We start from the raw sequence: 19,618 nt of genomic DNA on the forward strand, positions 1-19,618 counted from the left end.
AGGCTGCGGCGGTGGAGATATTCCACGATGACGTCAGCCAAGACCGCCAACGCGCCCGATTCGTTTTTCACCGCCTCCCTCGAGCAGGCCGACCCGGAGATCGCCGCCGCCATCAAGGGCGAACTCGGCCGGCAACGTCACGAGGTCGAGCTGATCGCCTCCGAGAACATCGTCAGCCGGGCCGTGCTGGAAGCGCAGGGTTCGGTGATGACTAACAAATACGCAGAAGGTTATCCGGGCGCGCGCTATTACGGCGGTTGTGAGTGGGTCGACGTCGCCGAGAACCTCGCGATCGATCGCGCCAAGAAGCTGTTCGGCGCGAACTTTGCCAATGTGCAGCCGAACTCTGGCAGCCAGATGAACCAGGCGGCATTTCTGGCGCTGCTCCAGCCCGGCGACACCTTCATGGGGCTCGACCTCGCGGCCGGCGGCCATCTCACCCACGGTTCGCCCGTCAACATGAGCGGCAAGTGGTTCAAGGCCGCGCACTACACCGTGCGCCGCGAGGACCAGATCATCGACATGGATGCGGTCGCCAAGCAGGCCGAGGAGGTCAAGCCGAAGCTGATCATCGCCGGCGGCTCGGCTTATTCCCGCGCCTGGGACTTCAAGCGCTTCCGCGAGATCGCCGACGCGGTCGGAGCGTATCTCTTGGTCGACATGGCGCATTTCGCCGGCCTCGTTGCCGGCGGCGTGCATGCCTCGCCCGTGCCCTATGCCCACGTCACCACGACCACCACGCACAAGTCGCTGCGCGGTCCTCGTGGCGGCTTGATCCTCACCAATGACGAGGTGCTCGCCAAGAAGCTCAACTCGGCGATCTTCCCGGGTCTGCAGGGCGGCCCGCTGATGCATGTGATCGCGGCGAAGGCGGTTGCCTTCGGCGAGGCGCTGCGTCCCGACTTCAAGGTTTATGCGAAGAACGTCGTCGAGAACGCCAAGGCGCTGGCCGAGGCGATGAAGAGCCATGGCTTCGATATTGTCTCGGGCGGCACCGATAACCATCTGATGCTGGTTGACCTCCGGCCGAAGGGCCTGAAGGGCAATGTCTCGGAGAAGGCGCTGGTTCGCGCCGCCATCACCTGCAACAAGAACGGCATTCCGTTCGACCCCGAAAAGCCGTTCGTCACCTCGGGCCTGCGTCTCGGCACGCCCGCGGCGACGACCCGCGGCTTCGGCGTCGCCGAATTCCAGCAGGTCGGCGGCATGATCGCCGAGGTCCTCAACGCGATTGCGCAGTCCGACGACGGCAAGGCGCCGCTGGTGGAAGCCGCGATCAAGGAACGGGTCAAGGCGCTCACCGACCGGTTCCCGATCTATCAGTAACCAGGGTACTCGGATGCGCTGCCCGAACTGCAACAGTCTCGATACGCAGGTAAAGGACTCGCGTCCGACCGAGGACTCGTCCGTCATCCGCAGGCGGCGCGTATGCGTCGCCTGCAATTTCCGCTTCACCACCTTCGAGCGCGTGCAGCTTCGCGAACTCACGGTGATCAAACGGAACGGCCGCCGCGTGCCGTTCGACCGCGACAAGCTGATGCGCTCGGTGCAGATCTCGCTTCGCAAGCGCCAGGTCGAGCCAGAGCGGGTTGAGAAGATGGTCTCCACCATCGTGCGCGAGCTCGAGACCGGGGGCGAGGCCGAGATATCTTCGGAGGTGATCGGCGAGACCGTGATGGAGCATCTGCGCACGCTCGACGACGTCGCCTACGTGCGCTTCGCCTCGGTCTACCGCAATTTCCGTGAGGCCAAGGATTTCGCCGAGGTGCTCGGCGAGCTCTCCGGTGAGGAGGAAGCGCGGCTCGCCGCGATCCGCAAATGATCTTCCGTATCCTGGAGGATCAGTTCGCCGCGCGGATCCGCGAGTCCAAGGACGCCGATCGCCGCTTCATGCAGCTGGCGCGGGCGCTCGGCCGGCGCGGGCAGGGGCGCACCTGGCCCAATCCAGCCGTAGGCGCCGTTATCGTCAAGGACGGCGTCATCGTTGGCCGTGGCTGGACGCAAGCAGGCGGACGGCCGCACGCCGAGCCTGAAGCGTTGCGGCGCGCAGGCGAGGCGGCGCGCGGCGCAACGCTCTATGTCACGCTCGAACCCTGCTCGCATTTCGGCAAGTCGCCGCCGTGCGCCGACGCGGTGATCGCGGCCGGCATCAAGCGGGTGGTGGCGGCGATCGAGGATCCCAATCCTGAAGTTGCGGGGCAGGGCCATGCGCGCTTGCGTGCCGCTGGCATCACCGTGGATGTGGGCCTCTGCGCTACGGAGGCTGCGTTCGACCACGCCGGTCATTTCCGCCGCATCCGTGACGAGCGTCCGCATGTCATCCTGAAGCTCGCGGTCTCGCCCGATGGCAAGATCGGCGCGGCCGGTGGCAAGCCGCTCGCGATCACCGGCGAGGCCGTGCGCGATCGGGTGCATCTGTTGCGCGCGCAGAGCGATGCCATCCTGGTCGGGATCGGCACGGTGCTGGCGGACGATCCCCAGCTCAACTGCCGCCTGCCGGGCATGGCAGCGCGCTCGCCGGTGCGCGTGGTGCTCGACCATAGCCTGCGGATTCCCGCCTCGAGCCAGCTGGTGCGCTCCGCACGGGAGACGCCGCTTTGGGTGATCGCTTCCGAGCTTGCGGAAGCAGCCGCGGCGACGCGCCTCGGCGCGGCTGGTGCGCAAATCATGCGCATGCCACCGAACGGTGCATCCGGGCTCGATCTTCCAGCCGTGCTGCATGCGCTGGCCGGGAAGGGCATCACGCGGCTGATGGTCGAAGGTGGCAGCCGCGTTGCGGCCTCGTTCGTGTCCGCCGACCTCGTCGACGAAATCTGGCTGTTCCGCGGCGCTGAAGAGGTGGGCCCGGACGGGGTCGATGCGCTCGATGCATTGCCCCTGTCGAAAATCACGCAGTCGCCGGCCTACAAGGTTCATGCTAGCGAGACATTCGGTCACGATACTCTCACCATCTACGAGCGCGCTTAACATGTTCACCGGCATTGTCACCGATATCGGCGAGATCGTCAGTTTCAAGCCTGTGGCTCAGGGGCAATTGCACCGGCTGCGCATCGCTTGCAGCTACGATCAGACCACCATCGCGGATGGTGCCTCGATCGCCTGCAACGGCGTCTGCCTCACCGTGGTTTCTTCGGGCGTCGCCGATGGCAAAACCTGGTTCGAGGTCGATGCTGCCGCCGAGACCCTGGCGCTGACGACGGCCAAGCACTGGAAGCTGGGCACGCGGCTCAATCTCGAGCGTGCGCTCAAAATCGGCGATGAGCTCGGCGGCCATATCGTCGCCGGCCATGCCGACGGCATCGCCACCATCGTCAGCCGTGAGGACCTGCCCGACATGGCGCGGTTCGAGCTCACCACTACGCGCGAGCTGGCGAGGTTTATCGCCACCAAGGGGTCGATCACGCTCGACGGCGTCTCCTTGACGATCAATACGGTTGAGGACGTCGCCTTTTCGGTTCTGATCATCCCGCATACGCTGACGGTGACAACGATCGGCGGCTGGAAGGCGGGGGCCGAGGTCAATATCGAGGTCGATCTGATGGCCCGCTACGCGGCGCGGCTGACGGAAATGACGGCATAGCCGTGATTCCGGGTCCGGCTCTTCGAGCCGTCCCGGAATGACAGTTTCTAACTTGGCTTATACGCCTGCGGCGACTACATAACGCGCCGACCCAAGAGACGACTTGCTGAAACGGATTAAATGATGGCAGACGCGCGGCGCGCACCCCTGAAGGACCAGACCGACATTTCCGGCGCGCGGGCGCTTGTCGTCGAGGCGCGGTTCTATGACGATCTCCAGGACGCGCTGCTGGACGGCGCGGTCGCCGAGCTGAAGGCGGCGGGTTTGAGCCACGACGTCATCACGGTTCCCGGCGCCCTGGAGATCCCGTCGGCTGTGGCAATCGCGGTCGACGCGGCTGCGGCGAATGGGAAGCCTTATGACGCGGTGATCGCGCTCGGCTGCGTCATCCGCGGCGACACCATCCATTTCGAGATCGTCTCGCAGGAATCCTCGCGGGCGCTGATGGATCTTGCGGTGGCGCGCAAACTGCCGCTCGGTAACGGCATCCTCACCGTCAACAATGAGGATCAGGCCTGGGCGCGGGCGCGCGCCAGCGAGCTCAACAAGGGTGGCGATGCCGCGCGCGCGGCGCTCGCGATGCTGCGCATCAAGCGCCGGCTGGCGCGGGCCTGAGCCATGGCTGACACCAAGAAACCGGCGACTGCGGAGAAGAAGGCGAACCGCCGTGGTGCGGCGCGGCTCGCGGCCGTCCAGGCGCTGTACCAGATGGATATCGCGGGTGCCGGCATCAACGACATCTTTGCCGAGTTCGAAAGCCACTGGCTCGGCAACGAGGTCGAGGGTGACACCTATCTGCCGGCGGAAGCTGCGTTCTTCCGCGATGTCGTCTCCGGCGTCGTGCGCGACCAGAAGAAGCTCGATCCCTTGATCGACGAAGCGCTGTCGAAGGGCTGGCCGTTGAAGCGGATCGAAGCGATCTTGCGCGCGGTGTTGCGGGCAGGGGCCTATGAACTCCAGCACCGCAAAGACGTGCCGGGCCGTGTCGTCGTCTCCGAATACGTGGACGTCGCCAATGCCTTCGTCGACCGCGAGGAGACCGGTATGGTCAACGCCGTGCTCGACCAGATCGGCCGCCTGTTTCGCGGTGACGAGTTCGGGCGGGGGTAGGTCGTCCGTAGGGCGGTGAATTGATGCGATGCTGCTGCCCCATACTCCGGTGTCATGCCCCGCGAAGGCGGGGCATCCAGTACGCCGCGGGCTATCGATTTCACATGACTGCCTCTGGAATACTGGATCGCCCGGTCCTCGTGCGCATTGCGCACTGGCCGGGCGATGACAGTTGTGTGGGGGGCTGACTTCGATGACCACTCCGCACACCCCTTCCGGCGAAGACTCCCTCATCGCGCGCTACTTCAAGCCGTTGGCGACTGATCCGGGTTCGTTCGGTTTGGTCGATGACGCAGCGATCCTGTCCGCATCCAGCGAGGATATCGTCGTGACCACCGATGCGGTGGTCGAGGGCGTGCATTATCTTGCCACGGATCCCCCCGACACCATCGCGCGCAAGGCGCTGCGGGTGAACCTGTCGGATCTCGCCGCCAAGGGCGCGGCGCCTGCGGGCTTCGTGCTGACGCTGGCGCTGCGCAGCAAGGAGGATGCCTGGCTGAGGCCGTTCGCGGACGCGCTCGGCGAGGACGCAAACGCTTTCGCATGCCCGCTGCTTGGCGGCGACACGGTGTCGACGCCGGGGCCGCAGATGATTTCGATCACCGCCTTCGGCCGCGTGCCGAAGGGGCGGATGGTCGGCCGCACCGGTGCGCGGCCGGGTGACCGCATCCTGGTGACGGGAACGATTGGCGATGCCGCGCTCGGCCTCGATGTGCTGACCGGCGGCGCGGCCGCCGCGGCGCTCGCGGCTGATATCGCCGCAAAAGACGCTCTCATCTCGCGCTATCGGATCCCGCAGCCACGCAATCTGCTGGCACAGGCCGTGCGCGACCACGCGACGGCCGCGATGGACGTCTCCGATGGGCTCGCCGGTGACCTGACCAAACTCTGTGCAGCGTCCGGCGTCTCGGCCACGATCGATGTGGCGAGCGTGCCTCTCTCTGCCGCTGCGGCCGGCCTGGTCGCGCGCAATGCCATTTGCGTTGAGACGCTGCTTGCGGGGGGGGACGATTACGAAGTCTTGTGCACGGTCCCGCCTGCACAGAGCGATGCGCTGATCGCCGCGGGGCGAACGGTGGGTCTCGCGGTCACGGCGATCGGCACGATCGTCGCCGGCCATGAGCGGCCACGTTTTTTGGACGGGAAGGGCCAGGAACTCGCCTTGAAGCGCCTGTCCTACAGCCACTTCTAAAGTCAGCCCCGCCTCCGACCCGATCTGTCCCTGGCACGTCCGAGGCGCAACCCTCGCGATAGCCAACGGCTGTATCCGCATCCGTTGGTGCAAAAGCAGCCAATGGATCTGATTCGATGACGGCGACCGTTGCGGGTTTGAGCGAGACGCTGGCAGCTGGCGGGAGGGAGTGCGGAGGCTGCACGCTCTGCTGCAAGGTCTACAACGTGGTCGCTTTCGGCAAACCCGCCGGCAAATGGTGCTCGCATTGCAAGCCCGGCCAGGGCTGCAAGATCCACGACGATCTGCCGAGCGAGTGCGCGGCATTCGATTGTCTCTGGAAGACCATGCCGGCGCTGCCCGTGCACTGGAAGCCTGATCTGGCGAAGATGGTGCTTACCCTGCATCCCCAAACCAACAATATCCAGGTCGTTGTCGATCCCGGCCTGCCGTCGGCCTGGACCCGGCAGCCTTATCACGGTCAGTTGCGCCTGCTTGCGAAGAGCAATATGGCGAAAGGCCATCTGGTGATCGTGTTCGTTGGCGAACTGGCCACGCTGATTCTGCCTGACCAGGATGTCCCGCTTGGCGTCCTCACGCTCGACCAGGTCGTTTCGGTTTCGCTGGAGGCCGGCGCGAGCGGCAGCGTCTACGAGGTCAAGATCTTCAACCGACGCACGATGGCCGATGGCCCGATCTTGGAATTGGTCTCGTCTTCCCGGCATCCCGTGAGGGCAGTGGCTTGAGGCGCAGCCGAGGCCAAGCCGCGGCCGGTTCGAACCTGTCTGTACTGCGCCGGCGGGCACGCGCTCAGGATTAGGTCTAAATACCTGCCGAGATCGGCTTTTTCGGCCTGATCCGGCGTTGCACCCTCAATTTGATTTTGGCAAGCTTGCGAACGACTGGAGCCGCCTCTTCGGGAAAGGGGCGGCTTTGTTCAAAATCAAGGCGCTGCACCGCAAGACGGACAACAAAGGCGCCGGGGGTACATCAAGGATCTGAGGCAAAAAATCACATGACAGCATTATGGTTGATAGTGCTCTGCGGAGTGCTTTCCGTCGTCTACGCGATTTGGGCGACGTCTTCGGTGTTGGGCGCGGATGCGGGGTCGCCGCGCATGCAGGAAATTGCAGGTGCGGTGCGCGAAGGCGCACAGGCTTATCTGCGCCGACAATACACCACGATCGGTATCGTCGGCATCGTCATCTTCGTGCTGCTTGCCTATTTCCTTGGGCTCTATGTCGCGATCGGTTTCGCCATCGGCGCCATTCTGTCGGGGGCGGCCGGTTTCATCGGCATGAACGTCTCGGTCCGCGCCAATGTGCGCACCGCCCAGGCCGCAACGACCTCGCTCGCCGGCGGCCTCGAGCTCGCCTTCAAGGCGGGTGCGATCACCGGACTGCTGGTGGCTGGTCTCGCCCTGCTGGGGGTGACGCTCTATTTCGGCTTCCTGGTCCATTCCCTGAAGCTCGCGCCCGACAGCCGCACCGTGGTCGATGCCATGGTGGCGCTCGGCTTCGGCGCCTCGCTGATCTCGATCTTCGCCCGTCTCGGCGGCGGCATCTTCACCAAGGGTGCTGACGTCGGCGGCGATCTCGTCGGCAAGGTCGAAGCGGGCATCCCGGAGGATGATCCGCGCAACCCGGCCACGATTGCCGATAACGTCGGCGACAATGTCGGCGATTGCGCCGGCATGGCGGCCGACCTATTCGAGACCTATGCGGTGACCGCGGTCGCCACCATGGTGCTGGCGGCGATCTTCTTCGCCAAGACGCCGATCCTCGCCAACATGATGACGCTGCCGCTCGCGATCGGCGGCATCTGCATCATCACCTCGATCATCGGCACCTTCTTCGTGAAACTCGGGCCGAGCCAGTCGATCATGGGCGCGCTCTACAAGGGCCTGATCGCAACCGGCATCCTGTCGCTGATCGGCATCGCGCTGGTGATCTACTACCTGATCGGCTTCGGCAAGCTCGAGGGCGTCGACTACACCGGCATGGCGCTGTTCGAATGCGGCGTGGTCGGCCTCGTCGTCACCGCGCTGATCATCTGGATCACCGAATACTACACCGGCACCGACTATCGCCCGGTGAAGTCGATTGCCCAGGCTTCAGTGACCGGCCACGGCACCAACGTGATCCAGGGTCTCGCCGTCTCGATGGAAGCGACCGCGCTGCCCGCGATCGTCATCATCGCCGGCATCCTGATCACCTATAGCCTCGCAGGCCTGTTCGGCATCGCGATCGCGACAGCCACCATGCTGGCGCTGGCCGGCATGGTCGTCGCGCTCGACGCCTTCGGTCCGGTGACTGATAACGCCGGCGGCATCGCCGAGATGGCGGGTCTGCCGAAGGAGGTGCGCAAGTCGACCGACGCGCTCGACGCGGTCGGCAACACGACCAAGGCGGTGACGAAGGGCTACGCGATCGGCTCTGCCGGTCTTGGTGCCCTCGTGCTGTTCGCGGCCTACAACCAGGACCTCAAGTTCTTCGTTGGAGACAGCGCACATCACGCCTATTTCGCCGGCGTCAATCCGGACTTCTCGCTCAATAACCCCTACGTGGTTGTTGGCCTGCTGTTCGGCGGTCTGTTGCCGTATCTGTTCGGCGCGCTGGGCATGACGGCGGTGGGCCGTGCGGCCGGCGCGATCGTCGAGGAGGTCCGGCGTCAGTTCCGCGAGAAGCCGGGCATCATGCAGGGCACCGACAAGCCTGATTACGGCAAGGCGGTCGACCTGCTGACCCGCGCGGCGATCAAGGAGATGATCATCCCCTCGCTGCTTCCGGTGCTGTCGCCGATCGTCGTCTATTTCGCGATGTACGCGATCGCGGGCGGCGGGGCGGCCGGCAAGTCGGCGGCGTTCTCTGCTGTCGGCGCCATGCTGCTCGGCGTGATCGTGACGGGCCTCTTCGTCGCGATCTCCATGACCTCGGGCGGCGGCGCCTGGGATAACGCCAAGAAGTACATCGAGGACGGCCACTTCGGCGGCAAGGGCTCTGATGCCCACAAGTCCGCCGTAACCGGCGACACCGTCGGTGATCCCTACAAGGACACGGCCGGCCCCGCGGTGAACCCGATGATCAAGATCACCAACATCGTGGCCTTGCTGCTGCTGGCGATCCTGGCGCACTGAGCGGCGCAAGCGATGCACGACAAAACCCCGCGGCGCGAGCCGTGGGGTTTTTGTTTGGTGGACCTCGCTCTACTCGCGTTCCCCGGACGCCGCGCAGCACGAAGTGGTGCGCTGCAGATCCGGGCTCCAGTTTCACGCGGTTGGGGCCCGGCTCAGCGGAGCAGCGTTACACGCTGCACCGCGTCCGGGACACGGGGCTGATGCACATCCGTCTGCAATGCCTCCTCCGGATGATGCCGACGAACTTCTTGGTCATGGCATCCACGAAGTCGACTCGCCCGGCGCCGGGATACAGCGAGCGCACGCCACGCCATTCAGGCTCGGCTTGACACGTACAAACCCGCTGTTGACAATAGCTCGCACAGGTGCCGTCAGTCCGCGACGTTGGAAAATCCCATGGCACTGCTCATTCGACCCGATGAACTGCCGCGCTTTGTACCGGGCGAGTTGCTGCGCTGCAGTGCCGGTCAAGGCTGGAAGGGCGTGGAGCTGCGGACCTACCGCTATCATGGTCTGGACGTCCCAGTGCCCGCGATGGCCGATTTCATGATCGTCTCATACAAGCGCGGCAGCACGATGATGGAGCGGCGTTTCGAGGGGCGCTGGACCCGGACCGAGTGTCATCCGGGCGATGTTTCGCTATTGACCCGTTCGCAGGCCTCGCACTGGCACTGGACCGAGCAGATCGAGGTCTCGCATGTTTATCTTTCGGACGCCGTGGTGTCCCGCGTGGCCGCCGACGTCCTCGAGCGGCCGATCGCCGCGGTGCGGCTGCACGACATATTGCGCACGCAAAGCCCGATCCTGACCGACGCCGTGGAGGCCATATCTCGCGAAGCCAGCGGCAACGGCATCGGCGGAGCGTTATACGTCGACGCGTTGAGCACACAGCTCGTCGTCAATCTGCTTCGCAACTTTGCATCCGTTCAGTTCATCGACAAGTCCGGGAGGGGCGAACTGCCCCCGGCAATACGCAAACGCATTGTCGAGTACATCGAAGCCCGGATCGATCAGGCGCTCTCGCTTGAGGAGCTCGCCGAAGTCGCCTCGATGGGCGTATGGACCTTCGGAAAGCGCTTCCGCGCCTCGTTTCAGACCAGCCCTCACCAGTACGTCGTCGACCGTCGGCTCGAAAAAGCGCAGCAAATGCTGGCTCTTGGTCGCCAGCCGCTGAAAGCGATTGCGTCGGAATGCGGCTTCGCGGATCAGGCCCATCTGACGCGCGTCATGCGCGCGCGGCTGGGCCGGACGCCGGCCGCCCTGAGGGACGATAGCTCTCGCTAGCGCGCCTTCACCTGATCCTTCAACAAACTCACTGGTTCATTCAAGACGGCCCTTCAGCTCGCTTCTAACGTTCCCCCACGGCCGAATGGCCATTCGGTCGCTCAAGCGACCGGTACAAAAGAGGGGAAACGTTATGGGCACCTTGTTGGAGCCGACACATGCGTCGCGTGCGGATGCACCGACAACACGGCTGGACGCGCTGGTCATCGGCGCCGGGATCGCCGGTCTCTATCAATTGTATCGCCTGCGCGAGATGGGACTGAACGTCCGCGCCTACGATACGGCATCGGGGGTGGGAGGCACCTGGTATTGGAATCGCTATCCGGGGGCGCGCTTCGACTCCCAGGCCGAGGTCTACCAGTATTGGTTTTCGGAAGAGCTGTACAAGGCCTGGAAGCCGAGCGAGCGGTTTCCCGCGCAGCCGGAGACCGAGCGCTGGCTGAACTTCGTCGCGGATCACCTCGACCTGAAAAAGGACATTCAATTCAATAGCCGCATCGCCTCAGCCCACTATCGAGAGAAGGACGGCCGCTGGACGGTCACGACGGACGCTGGCGAGAAGATCGACGCGCAGTACGTCCTCGCCTGTTGCGGCATGCTGTCGGCCCCGCTCGTCGACCGCTTTCCCGGCCAGTCGACGTTCCGAGGCGAGATCCACCATACCGGACGATGGCCGAAGACCGGCGTCGATCTCAAAGGCAAACGCGTCGCGGTGGTCGGCACCGGCGCGACCGGCATCCAGGTCATCCAGACCATCGCTCCCGACGTGGCCGAAATGAAGATCTTCGTGCGGACGCCGCAATACGTGGTGCCGATGAAGAACCCGCAATACAGCCAAGCCGAATGGGACGTCTGGGCCAGTCAATTCCACGAGCTGAAGAAGCGCGTCCGTTCGACCTTCGCCGGCTTCCATTACGACTTCGAGAACCGTCCCTGGGCAGAGCTGACGCCTGGAGAGCGCACGGACGTGCTGGAAAAGTTCTGGAAAGAAGGCTCGCTGTCGATGTGGCTCGCGACCTTCCCGGAGATGTTCTTCGACGAATCGGTCAGCGCCGTCGTGTCCGACTTCGTGCGGGGCAAGATGCGTGAGCGCCTGCGCAACGATCCGAAACTGTGCAACCTCCTGATCCCGTCCGATTATGGCTTCGGCACGCACCGCGTGCCGCTCGAGAACGGCTATCTCGAGGTCTATCTGCAGGACAACGTCGAAGCAATCGACTGCCGGTCCACGCCGATCGAGCGCATCGTACCGGAGGGTATCCAAACCTCCGACGGCAAGGTTCACGAGGTCGATGTCATTATCCTCGCTGTCGGCTTCGACGCCGGGTCCGGTGCGCTGAGCCGGATCGACTTCCGCGGCCGTGACGGTCGTTCGCTGAAAGAGCAATGGAAGCAGGAGATTCGTACCGCCATGGGCCTCCAGGTCCATGGCTATCCGAACCTGTTCACGACCGGCGCGCCGCTCGCACCTTCGGCCGCACTCTGCAACATGACCACTTGCCTGCAGCAGCAAGTCGACTGGATCACCGACTGCATCGGCTACGCGCGGATGCAAGGCAAGCAAACGATCGAGGCCACCCGGGAGTTCGAGGACGCCTGGGTGAAGCACCATGACGACACCGCTGCGGCGACGCTCGTGGTCAAAACCGACTCTTGGTACATGGGCTCCAACGTCGACGGCAAGCCGCGTCGGCTGTTGTCCTATATCGGCGGCGTCGGCAACTACAACAGACAATGCGACGAGCTCGCCGCCAGCGGCTATCCCGGTCTCGCGATGAACTGACTCTGGTCCGAAGGAAAATTCAAATGAGCACCAATCCTTATTACGGGCCTGAAGGTCACGGCCCCTACGAGATGATCGACATCGGCGACCTGCCGCTCGAGGATGGCGGCACCATTCCCGGCTGCAAGCTCGCCGTCGCCGCACACGGTGCGCTCAACGCGGCGAAGGACAACGCCATTCTCGTCCCCACCTGGTATTCGGGCACGAGCAAGATCATGGAGCAGGTCTATATCGGCACAGGCCGGGCGCTCGATCCTGCGAAATACTTCATCATCGTGGTCAACCAGATCGGCAGTGGATTGTCGACATCGCCGCACAATGCCAGTGCGGCGATAGCCGGACCAAATTTCCCAAAGGTTCGCATCGGCGACGACGTTCGCGCCCAGCACCGGCTGTTGACCGAAAAGTTCGGGCTCAAGAGCCTGGCGCTCATGGTCGGGGGCTCGATGGGCGCGCAGCAGACCTACGAGTGGGCCGTGCGCTATCCGGATTTCGTCAAGCGGGCGGCGCCGATCGCCGGTACGGCGAGGAATACCGAGCACGACTTCCTCTTTGCGGAGACGCTGAATGAGGCCATCACGAGCGATCCCGGCTTCCGCGAAGGACGCTATGGCTCGCCGACCGACGTCGCCGCGGGCCTCAAGCGACAGGCGAAGCTCTGGACCGTGATGGGTTGGAGCACCGACTTTTTCCGCGCCAACAGGCACAAGGCGCTCGGTTTCGAAACCGTGCAGGCATTTGTCGACACCTTCATGACCGGCTACTTCGCGCCGATGGATCCGAACAATCTGCTGTCCATGGCGTGGAAGTGGCAGCGCGGCGATGTCAGCCGCAACGCCGACGGCGACCTTGCCGCGGCTCTCGGGCGTATCAAGGCGAAGACATTTGTGATGCCGATCAGTCATGACATGTTCTTCCCGCCAGCCGATTGCGAGGCCGAGCAGCGGCTCATTCCGGGAAGCGAGTTCCGTCCGCTGGCCAGCATCGACGGGCATCTGGGTCTGTTCGGCACCGATCCGCAGATGCTCGCACAGCTCGATGCCAACCTGTCCGAGTTGCTCGCCACACCTGTCAACTGAACGAGCCAAGGCGCGACGATGGCCCAATGGGAATTCGTCGCGCCTCAACCAGGTTGCTGACGCCGATGCTCGATCGATGCCCACCCGGCGTTGTAGCCGTCGAGACGAAAGCGTCTTCCGCCGCGGGTGCGGCGGCGGAGCTGGCAAGCGTTCTCCCGGCCAGCGGGCTTGCGGCGGTGCTCGTGTTTGTTTCACCCTGTTACGATCCGCACCGGTTTGCGGCCGAAATGACGGCGCGCTTCACGGGCGCGCCCGTCTTCGGCTGCACGACCGCCGGCGAGATTGCGCTCAACGGATGGGACGAAAATAGCATCGTCGCGCTCGCCTTTAGCGCTGCCGACTTCGACGTGACGGCTCATCCCATCTCCGGACTCTCGAATTTTCGCATCGAAGACTTTCGCGCGATTGGCGCTGATATTCGCGATCGCTCCGTCCGACACGGCGGCAACGGCGATGGCGGGCGCTGCTTCGGACTGTTGCTGATCGATGGCATGTGCCAGCGGGAAGAGGTCGTTTTGGCCGCGATTCATGCCTCCCTTGGTCACCTGCCGCTGGTCGGCGGCTCGGCCGCGGATGGTCTGCGATTTGAGCGCAGCTGGGTCTATTTCGGGGGCCGCGCCCATACGGATGCGGCGGTGCTCCTCGTGTTCAGGACGTCATTGCCGTTCCTCATCTTTTCTTGCGACACTTGCGAGCCTTGCACGGAAAAAATGGTGGTGACGGAGGCCGATCCGGATCGGCGTACTGTCAGCGAGTTGAACGCCGAGCCCGCAGCAGCCGAGTATTCACGCATGGCGGGCATCGCCGGCGGTGAACTCGATGTGACGGCGTTTGCATCCCATCCTGTGCTCGTACGGATCGGCGATGCGTATTACGCACGCTCGATACGCCGCGTCGATGCGGACGGCACGCTACATTTTTCCTCCGCCATTGACAAAGGCCTCGTGTTTACGGTGGCCACGCTGCGTGACCCGGTCGACCCCACCAGCGATCTTTTCGCGCAAATCCAGGAAGAAATCGGGGAGGTCTCAATCTATATCGGATTCGAGTCCGTTCAGAGGCGTATGGGTGTCGAGCACCAATGCGACCGCGACATGTCGGACCTGTACCGAACCCATTGTGTGTTTGGGTGCAATACCTACGGCGAGCTGTATGGTCCGATGCACATCAACGGAACGCTCACCGGTGTGGCGATCGGCGCGTCCCGTGCCACGAGAGCTACTGCACGTCCATCTGCAGCCCTTCCTTCTGGATGATGCCAGCGAATTTCTTCGTCTCGGCGTCCACGAACTCGGCGAACTGCTGCGGGGTGCCGTAGTCGGCGCGAGCGCCCATGGCGGCGATCTGCTTCTTGATAGCGTCGCGCTCCAGCATCGCCTTGACCTGGAGATTGAGCGCCTCGAGCACGGGGGCGGGGACGCCCTTCGGCAGAAACACCGAGAACCAGGACGACACGTCGAAATTCGCAAGCTCCGGTGCGCTCTCGCGCATGGTCGGCAGGTTCGGTGCGAGCTCGCTGCGCTCGGTGGTGGTGACGCAAAGGCCGTTGAGCGTGCCGTTCTGGACCTGCGGCAGGCTCGGGTAGAGATTGTCGAACAGGATCTGGATGTCGCCGGCGAGCGCGGCCTGGAGCGCGGGGCCGGCGCCGCGGAACGGGATATGCGTCATCTTCAGCCCGGTGAGCTGGAGGAACCAGGCGCCCGTGAGATGCGGGCTCTGGCCGACGCCTGATGAGGCGTAGCTCAGCTTGTCCGGATTGGCTTTCAGATACGCGATCAGCTCGGCGACGGACTTGATGCCGGTCTTCGGATGCGCCGACACGATGTTCGGGATCCGGATCATGTTCGAGACGGGCTGGAGCTGGTCCGGCTTGTAGGTGAGGTTCTTGAAGATGCTGTAGGCGATCGCGTTCGGCCCCGGATTGCCGATCAGGATGGTGTGGCCGTCGGGCTTGGAGCGCACGACCTCGGCTGTCCCGATCGTGCCGCCGCCGCCCGAGCGATTCTCCACGACCGCCGTCTGGCCCCAGGCGGATTGGAGATGGGCAGCAAGCAGGCGGCCCATCACGTCAGTCGAGCCGCCTGCCGCGGCCGGCACGATGAGGCGGATGTTCTCGGTCGGCTTCCAGTCCGCAAGGCTCGATCGCGGCAGGATGGTTGCGGCCGAGAGGCCGGCGGCACCCGCGAGCACGCGACGGCGGGACAACAAGTCGTTCAGAGGTTTGTTTTGAGGTGTCTTGGCCACGAATCCACTCCCAGCTTCTTGTTTTGCAGGAAGCGTAGGGAACCGCGCGCACGACGGCAAGGCGCGCGCGAAGAGATGCGCCGTGCAGAGAGCGGCACGACGCCGCAGGCAGGTGAGGTCAGATCACGATCTCAGTTGAAGCTCAGCAGCTTGAACAGCGGCGCGAGGTAGCTCATCTCCTGACCCGACGTCGGCGTGGACCGGCTGATGAAGTCGAAGATCTTGCCGTCCTGCAGGCCGTAATTCGCAAGCCGGCGCACGCGCCGGTTCTTGTCGAAATAGATGGCGATCACGCGCTGGTCGACCACCTTCTGGTTCATGAAGGCGACAGGACGCTCCGAGCGCTGCGAGATGTAATAGAACACCTCGCCGTCCAGCGTGGCGACGGTGGACGGCGTACCCATCACGATCAGCACCTGGTCCTGGCTCGCGCCGATCGGAATCTGCTCGAGCGCGCCGGGCGGCAGGATGTAGCCTTTCTGGAATTGCTCGCCGGTGCAGCCCGCGAGCGCCGCACCGACCAGAGTCACGGCCGCGAGCAGGCGCAGGCCGCGCCAGCGCGCATGAAGGCCGCGCCGCTTGTCCGCGGGCAGGCTGGTCTGGTTCGTTATCGTCATAGCGGAACTGATTCCGTCCCCTTGCGTCGCGCGAGGCGCTGAAGTACCGGGCAGGGCGTCTGAATGCAACTCGCGCGCCCCCGCTTGCGGAAACCACAATGCTTTGGCCGTTCAATCACTTCAGGAAACCCCGGCTAGCCCCGGCCGGCACCATTGAGGCCATCTATGGCATGATCGTGACGCAGGCGCGAGAACCCATATTTTACCGGGACTTGGGCGTGCCGGATACGGTTAATGGCCGTTTCGACCTGTTGCTCCTGCACCTCTGGCTGTTGCTGCGGCGGCTGCGGACGGCCCAAGGCGGGGGGGAGCTGTCGCAAGCCCTGTTCGACCGCTTCTGCGAGGATATGGATGACAATCTCCGCGAGATGGGCGTGGGCGACCAGACCGTCCCGAAGCGGATGCGGGCCTTCGGCGAGGCCTTTTACGGCCGCGTCCAGGCCTACGACCAGGCGATCGATAGCGGTGCAGAGGCGCTGGCGCAGGCGATCTGCAAGAATATCTTGAATGGGGCAGGGATGGAGCACGCACGACGGCTGGCTGCTTATGCAGAGGCCGCGAATGCGGATCTCGGCGAGACCGGCGATCCGGCGCCGCTGCTCGGATCCTTCAAATTTCCTGCACTGCTTCGGGAGGGTGAGACATCATGAACCGACCGATGACCGGCTCCCAATCCGATCCCTGGCGCTCGCCCGTGACGGTGGCGCAGATTCCCGATACCGGCCTGCACCGCGCGTTCGAAGCATCGGTGGCCGAGCGCCAGGCCATGGCTGATCTTGCAGGCCTGCGCGACATCCTGTTTGCCCATGCCGACTTCGACGTCGTGCCGAAGAGCGGCGGCCGGGTCCAGGTCACCGGCCGCGTCCAGGCCCGGATCGGCCAGACCTGCGTGGTCACGCTCGATCCGATCGAGAGCGAGATCGACGAGGAGGTCGACCTGACCTTCGCGCCCGAGGCCGAAACGCGGCGGCTGGAGGACCTGATCGAGCAAGGGCAGGACGACGAGGAGCCGCCGGAGGTCGCCGATCCGCCGGAGGCCATCGTCAACGGGATCATCGATCTCGGCCGGATCGCGACCGATGCGCTGTTCCTGGCGATCGATCCATATCCTCGCAAGCCCGGGGCCGTGTTTGAGACCGAAGTCATCGCACCCGATCCCGAGGACCATCCGTTCGCGGCGCTGAAGGCACTTCAGGACAACAAGCAGGGTAACAAGAAGGGCAAATAGCCCGGCATTCCCCGCAAGACCGCTTTGCCAAGGGGGCGAAGTGTTTACCGGGCTGGTTTCAAACTTTGGTATATCTAGCTGATTTTAAGTCATTATTTCGAACTTCGGCGGTCTGTCGGCGGATCGTCCTCAATCCAAAAGACTGGGGGCAAGAGGTTGTTTCAGGATAACAAAACGCTATTGTCCGCCCCGGTCCGGGTGCGGCGTGGCGCTTGGCCGGTCGCCATGTCCATGGCGAACCCATTTTGCGGCCCCGCTAATTCAAGACCGCACCAGACCAGGTTTCCGGGACTTCTATGCCAAGCAAGGTTCGCATCGCGCTGGACGCCATGGGGGGCGATGACGGCGCTGCCGTGGTCATTCCAGGCGCGGCCATCTCGCTTCAGAGGCACCACGATACTGAATTCCTGCTGGTCGGGGACCGTGCCAAGATCGAGCCTGAGCTCGACCGGCACCCCCAGTTGAAGGCTGCCTCGAGGATCATCCATACCGACGTCGCCGTCAGCGGCTCGGACAAGCCCAGCCAGGCCCTGCGGCGCGGCCGCAAGACCTCCTCGATGTGGCTTGCCATCGATGCGGTGAAGAAGGGCGAGGCCGACGTCGCGGTCTCCGCCGGCAATACCGGCGCGCTGATGGCGATGGCCCGGTTCCATCTGCGTACGCTGCCGGGCATTGACCGTCCTGCCATCAGCGCGATCTGGCCGACCCGGCGTGGCGAGTCCGTTGTGCTCGATCTCGGTGCCACGATCGGCGGCGATGCGCGCCATCTGGTGGCGCTTGCGATCATGGGCGCGGCCATGATGAGCGTGGTGTTCGACAAGAAGCGCCCTACGGTCGGCCTGCTCAACATCGGCACCGAGGAAATCAAGGGGCACGAGGAGATCCGCGAGGCCGGCGAGATGCTGCGCGCCATGAACCTGCCGGAACTCGAATATATCGGCTTCGTCGAGGGTGACGGCATCGGCAAGGGGATGGCCGATGTGATCGTGACCGAAGGATATAGCGGCAACATCGCGCTCAAGGCTGCCGAAGGAACCGCACGTCAGATGGCGGACTTGCTCCGCAACGAGATTCAGCGGAGCTGGCTGTCCAAGCTCGGCTATGTCTTTGCCCGCAAGGCCTTCCAGGCCCTGCGCGACAAGATGGACCCGAACAAGTCGAACGGTGGCGTGTTGCTGGGGCTCAATGGACTGGTCGTCAAGAGCCATGGCGGAATCAACGCCGAAGGCTTTGCCTATGCGATCGATGTTGGCTATGAGATGGCTCACTACGATCTCCTGAACAAGATCAATCAGATGCTCAACCGCGAGGGTGGTGCGCTCAGTTCCGTGCAGACCGCGCCGGAGGATGTTTCGTGACACAAATTCGTTCGGTCGTGCTCGGCTGCGGCTCCTATCTGCCGGAGCAGGTGGTGACCAACGCCCAATTGGCGGCCCGTATCGACACGTCCGACGAGTGGATCGTGCAGCGGACCGGCATTCGCGAACGACACATTGCCGCCGAGGGCGAATTCACCTCGCATCTGGCGATCAAGGCGGCGCAGGCCGCGCTCGCTGACGCCGGCGTGGACGCGCAGTCGATCGAACTGATCGTGCTCGCGACCTCGACGCCCGATAACACGTTTCCGGCGACCGCGGTCGCCGTGCAGCACGCGCTCGGCATCAACCATGGCGCGGCCTTCGATCTCCAGGCGGTGTGCTCGGGTTTCGTCTTCGCGCTGGCGACCGCCAACAATTTCCTGCGCACCGGCGCCTACAAGCGCGCACTGGTGATCGGCGCCGAGACCTTCTCGCGCATCCTCGATTGGAACGACCGCGGCACCTGTGTGCTGTTCGGCGACGGGGCCGGCGCAGTGGTGCTGGAGGCGCAGGAGCAGCCGGGCAATGCCGCGACCGACCGTGGCATCGTGACCACGCATTTGCGCTCCGACGGCCGCCACAAGGCGAAACTGTTTGTCGACGGCGGACCATCCTCGACCCAGACCGTCGGCCATCTGCGCATGGAGGGCCGCGAAGTATTCAAGCATGCGGTCGGCATGATTACCGACGTGATCGTCGACGCCTTCCAGGCGACCGGGCTCAATGCCGACAGCATCGACTGGTTCGTGCCCCACCAGGCCAACAAGCGAATCATCGACGCATCCGCCCATAAGCTGCATATCGCGCCGGAGAAGGTGGTGCTGACGGTCGACCGTCACGGCAACACCTCGGCGGCCTCGATCCCGCTGGCGCTGACGGTGGCGCGCAAGGACGGCCGCATCAAGCGCGGCGACATGGTTCTGCTGGAGGCCATGGGCGGCGGCTTCACCTGGGGCTCCGCGCTGGTGCGCTGGTAAAGCCACATCAGATAAAATTTTGCCGGAATCAGCCTCGATTATCGATGCGTC

Annotated in this window: 19 protein-coding genes; 17 read left to right on the forward strand and 2 right to left on the reverse strand. The window is 64.2% G+C overall.

Annotated features, from left to right (window positions below; translation table 11 throughout):
* Positions 1-27: 27 nt before the first annotated feature.
* The 13 genes from glyA (at position 28) to XH88_RS32550 (ending at position 14,399) form a co-directional block, all read left to right on the forward strand.
* Positions 28-1,326 carry a serine hydroxymethyltransferase gene (gene glyA, locus XH88_RS32490; RefSeq protein WP_271672293.1) on the forward strand — a complete coding sequence of 433 codons (1,299 nt, stop codon included), beginning with the start codon at positions 28-30 and terminating at the stop codon, positions 1,324-1,326.
* A gap of 13 nt (positions 1,327-1,339) precedes the next feature.
* Positions 1,340-1,822: a transcriptional regulator NrdR gene (gene nrdR / locus XH88_RS32495; RefSeq protein ID WP_028135990.1), complete on the forward strand. Its 483-nt coding sequence runs from the start codon at positions 1,340-1,342 to the stop codon at positions 1,820-1,822.
* Positions 1,819-2,967, forward strand: coding sequence for a bifunctional diaminohydroxyphosphoribosylaminopyrimidine deaminase/5-amino-6-(5-phosphoribosylamino)uracil reductase RibD (ribD, locus tag XH88_RS32500; RefSeq protein WP_271672294.1), 1,149 nt, complete (start codon positions 1,819-1,821; stop codon positions 2,965-2,967). The genes nrdR and ribD overlap by 4 nt, the downstream gene beginning before the upstream one ends.
* Position 2,968: 1 nt before the next feature.
* Entirely contained in the window at positions 2,969-3,580 is a 612-nt protein-coding gene (locus tag XH88_RS32505; protein ID WP_271672295.1) for a riboflavin synthase, read from the forward strand.
* A 123-nt stretch (positions 3,581-3,703) separates the two neighbouring features.
* Positions 3,704-4,195: a 6,7-dimethyl-8-ribityllumazine synthase gene (ribH, locus tag XH88_RS32510; RefSeq protein ID WP_271672296.1), complete on the forward strand. Its 492-nt coding sequence runs from the start codon at positions 3,704-3,706 to the stop codon at positions 4,193-4,195.
* 3 nt (positions 4,196-4,198) lie between these two features.
* Positions 4,199-4,690 carry a transcription antitermination factor NusB gene (gene nusB, locus XH88_RS32515; protein ID WP_271672297.1) on the forward strand — a complete coding sequence of 164 codons (492 nt, stop codon included), beginning with the start codon at positions 4,199-4,201 and terminating at the stop codon, positions 4,688-4,690.
* Positions 4,691-4,883: 193 nt separating this feature from the next.
* Positions 4,884-5,882, forward strand: coding sequence for a thiamine-phosphate kinase (gene thiL, locus XH88_RS32520; protein WP_271672298.1), 999 nt, complete (start codon positions 4,884-4,886; stop codon positions 5,880-5,882).
* A 116-nt stretch (positions 5,883-5,998) separates the two neighbouring features.
* A complete protein-coding gene (locus XH88_RS32525) occupies positions 5,999-6,607 on the forward strand; it encodes a hypothetical protein (RefSeq protein WP_271672299.1) in 609 nt (202 codons plus the stop codon).
* Positions 6,608-6,876: 269 nt separating this feature from the next.
* Positions 6,877-8,997 carry a sodium-translocating pyrophosphatase gene (locus tag XH88_RS32530; protein WP_271672300.1) on the forward strand — a complete coding sequence of 707 codons (2,121 nt, stop codon included), beginning with the start codon at positions 6,877-6,879 and terminating at the stop codon, positions 8,995-8,997.
* A gap of 396 nt (positions 8,998-9,393) precedes the next feature.
* Positions 9,394-10,281: a helix-turn-helix domain-containing protein gene (locus tag XH88_RS32535; protein WP_271672301.1), complete on the forward strand. Its 888-nt coding sequence runs from the start codon at positions 9,394-9,396 to the stop codon at positions 10,279-10,281.
* 133 nt (positions 10,282-10,414) lie between these two features.
* A complete protein-coding gene (locus XH88_RS32540) occupies positions 10,415-12,064 on the forward strand; it encodes a flavin-containing monooxygenase (RefSeq protein WP_271672302.1) in 1,650 nt (549 codons plus the stop codon).
* A 23-nt stretch (positions 12,065-12,087) separates the two neighbouring features.
* Positions 12,088-13,143: an alpha/beta fold hydrolase gene (locus XH88_RS32545; protein ID WP_271672303.1), complete on the forward strand. Its 1,056-nt coding sequence runs from the start codon at positions 12,088-12,090 to the stop codon at positions 13,141-13,143.
* Between the two features lie 26 nt (positions 13,144-13,169).
* Positions 13,170-14,399, forward strand: coding sequence for an FIST N-terminal domain-containing protein (locus tag XH88_RS32550; RefSeq protein ID WP_271672304.1), 1,230 nt, complete (start codon positions 13,170-13,172; stop codon positions 14,397-14,399).
* Here XH88_RS32550 and XH88_RS32555 read toward each other — a convergent pair.
* On the reverse strand, positions 14,362-15,360 hold the full coding sequence (locus tag XH88_RS32555) for a Bug family tripartite tricarboxylate transporter substrate binding protein (RefSeq protein WP_271672432.1): 999 nt from the start codon (positions 15,358-15,360) through the stop codon (positions 14,362-14,364). The two genes, XH88_RS32550 and XH88_RS32555, sit on opposite strands and share 38 nt — an antisense overlap.
* 158 nt (positions 15,361-15,518) lie before the next feature.
* The gene (locus XH88_RS32560) at positions 15,519-16,004 is read right to left on the reverse strand and encodes an outer membrane protein assembly factor BamE (protein ID WP_271672305.1); all 486 of its coding nucleotides are present in this window, start codon (positions 16,002-16,004) and stop codon (positions 15,519-15,521) included.
* Positions 16,005-16,102: 98 nt separating this feature from the next.
* Between XH88_RS32560 and XH88_RS32565 the strand changes: the two genes are divergently transcribed.
* From XH88_RS32565 to XH88_RS32580, 4 genes are all read left to right on the forward strand, one after another.
* Entirely contained in the window at positions 16,103-16,654 is a 552-nt protein-coding gene (locus XH88_RS32565; protein WP_271672306.1) for a ubiquinol-cytochrome C chaperone family protein, read from the forward strand.
* Positions 16,651-17,232 carry a YceD family protein gene (locus XH88_RS32570; protein WP_271672307.1) on the forward strand — a complete coding sequence of 194 codons (582 nt, stop codon included), beginning with the start codon at positions 16,651-16,653 and terminating at the stop codon, positions 17,230-17,232. The genes XH88_RS32565 and XH88_RS32570 overlap by 4 nt, the downstream gene beginning before the upstream one ends.
* A gap of 296 nt (positions 17,233-17,528) precedes the next feature.
* Complete coding sequence (gene plsX / locus XH88_RS32575) at positions 17,529-18,590, forward strand: phosphate acyltransferase PlsX (RefSeq protein WP_271672308.1); 1,062 nt, start codon at positions 17,529-17,531, stop codon at positions 18,588-18,590.
* On the forward strand, positions 18,587-19,567 hold the full coding sequence (locus XH88_RS32580) for a beta-ketoacyl-ACP synthase III (protein WP_271672309.1): 981 nt from the start codon (positions 18,587-18,589) through the stop codon (positions 19,565-19,567). Before plsX ends, XH88_RS32580 begins: the two co-directional genes overlap by 4 nt.
* The last annotated feature ends 51 nt before the right edge of the window (positions 19,568-19,618 follow it).

It is taken from the genome of Bradyrhizobium sp. CCBAU 51627, assembly GCF_028128765.1.
In the GTDB taxonomy this organism is placed as follows: Bacteria; Pseudomonadota; Alphaproteobacteria; order Rhizobiales; family Xanthobacteraceae; genus Bradyrhizobium.